The sequence below is a fragment of the Eudoraea sp. genome, from assembly GCF_049665975.1.
GTDB lineage: Bacteria > Bacteroidota > Bacteroidia > Flavobacteriales > Flavobacteriaceae > Eudoraea.
On the sequence record NZ_JBATGR010000043.1, the window covers coordinates 1 to 1,858 of the forward strand.

Below are 1,858 nucleotides of genomic sequence, written 5' to 3' on the forward strand. Positions count from 1 at the left end.
ATACGGTATAAAAACAGGTATCCCTTAAAACCACTTAATCGAAAGAAAAATAACTATTGAATCCAAAAGAAGTAATATTAAGAGAACTCCATCTATCTGATATTTCTCAATTAGCAAAACTTGCCAATAATGAGAATATATGCGTTAATTTAAGAGATTCTTTTCCTTATCCCTATAATGAAAGTGATGCAAAGATTTTTATAAACTCAGTAGTTGAAGAAAAACCTAAACAAAATTTCGGAATAGAATACGAAGGCGATCTTTGCGGCGTAATAGGATTAATTATTCAAAAGGATGTTTACAGAAAATCAGCAGAAATTGGTTATTGGATTGGAGAGCCCTATTGGGGTAAAGGAATTGCAACAAAAGCCATTAAATTAATTACCAAATATGGGTTTGAGGACTTAAAATTGGTTCGAATTTATGCTGGTGTCTTTGAATTTAATATGGTTTCAATGAAGGTGCTTGAAATTAACGGATATAAAAAAGAAGGTGTTTTTAAAAAGGCCGTATTCAAGAATGCTAATTTTATAGATGAACACAGATACTTTAAGTTAAACGAATTCTAATGCTGCATTATAAAAAAAATTATTTTAGAAAATAGATGATACCCATAGAGGTTTAGTAAGATTAAGATAATGAAGATGAACAGGTATATATTAATCCCCTTAGTAATTGTAATCATACTAATTGTAATTTTCATAATTGTTTCTTCAACGCTTACTTCAGTAATAGTATTTATACCCGGAATTATTCTTACCTATTTAGTTTATTTAAATACATTTTATAAGAAGACACCAAATCCTGAAAGAATATTACCCTTATACTTATTGTTATTGGGAATTCAATTTCTCCACTTTACAGAAGAATATTTAACGGATTTTATTACAGAAGTCCCCAAATTATTAGGTCAGGTAGCATACCCATTAGACTATTGGTTAATCTTTAATATGGTGGCCTATTTCATTTTTATAATTGGAGGAATCTTTTTGTTTAAGCAAATAAAGGAGTTGATGATAATTCCCCTTTTTTTCATCCTTGTAGGAGTATTATTGAATTCTATTGGACATATCCTGATATCAATTTATGTTGGAGAATATTTTTCCGGACTATATACAGCTTTAATTTATATAGTAATTGGTCCTATATTAATGAAGAGAGTTTTGGATGAAACAAAAACTAGTATTAAGGCTTAGAAATATTAGAAAGAAATTAGAAGATGTTTGTTCATATTCTATAAACTCCAGGTATTCCCAATGTCGGATAGCGGAATACAACCCAGATATTCTCCGGTAATTGGATTATAACTAAGCACATTTTTTCCCATTTATTCACTCGAGTAGATAATTTCAAAATATTTACATATGAGGCAAATAGATCAGCAAATAATATTAAAGTTTCATTAACTTAGGGTTTTTAAACCAATAATAAAGCCGATTCAAAAAAATCAATCACATATTACACTTTAAAACATGAAAAAAAAACACCTCCTTTTAAACCATTTAACATTTCTTACTGCTCTATGTGTTTTTGCATTACTAATTCAGAGCTGCAATCAGGCACCTAAGGAAGCTGAAAAAGAACAAATAGTTGAAGTTGAAGAGCCCGAATATTTTCTGCTTCGTCCTGAAACTGAAAAAGCCTATGGATATTCTCATGCTGTGAAAATTGGCAATGACATTAAAATTTCAGGTGCTGTAAGTATGGATAATGACGGCAATCCTACAGCTTTAGGAGATTTTGAACAACAAATGAAAAATTGCTACGCAGATCTGGATAAGATATTAAAGCATTACGGTTGCACTTTTGACGATGTTATTGTTGAAAATGTATTTACGACTAATATGTCTTTATTTCT

Annotated in this window: 3 protein-coding genes; all 3 read left to right on the plus strand. The window is 29.8% G+C overall.

Going from position 1 to position 1,858, the window contains the following annotated elements:
- Positions 1–56 precede the first annotated feature (56 nt).
- Positions 57–569, plus strand: a complete 513-nt coding sequence (locus WBN20_RS01770) for a GNAT family N-acetyltransferase (RefSeq protein ID WP_424280488.1) — start codon at positions 57–59, stop codon at positions 567–569.
- Positions 570–644: 75 nt separating this feature from the next.
- The gene (locus WBN20_RS01775; protein ID WP_424280489.1) at positions 645–1,196 is read left to right on the plus strand and encodes a hypothetical protein; all 552 of its coding nucleotides are present in this window, start codon (positions 645–647) and stop codon (positions 1,194–1,196) included.
- A gap of 276 nt (positions 1,197–1,472) precedes the next feature.
- Positions 1,473–1,858 (plus strand): RidA family protein (locus WBN20_RS01780; protein WP_424280490.1); only part of this gene is annotated, 386 nt, incomplete at its 3' end.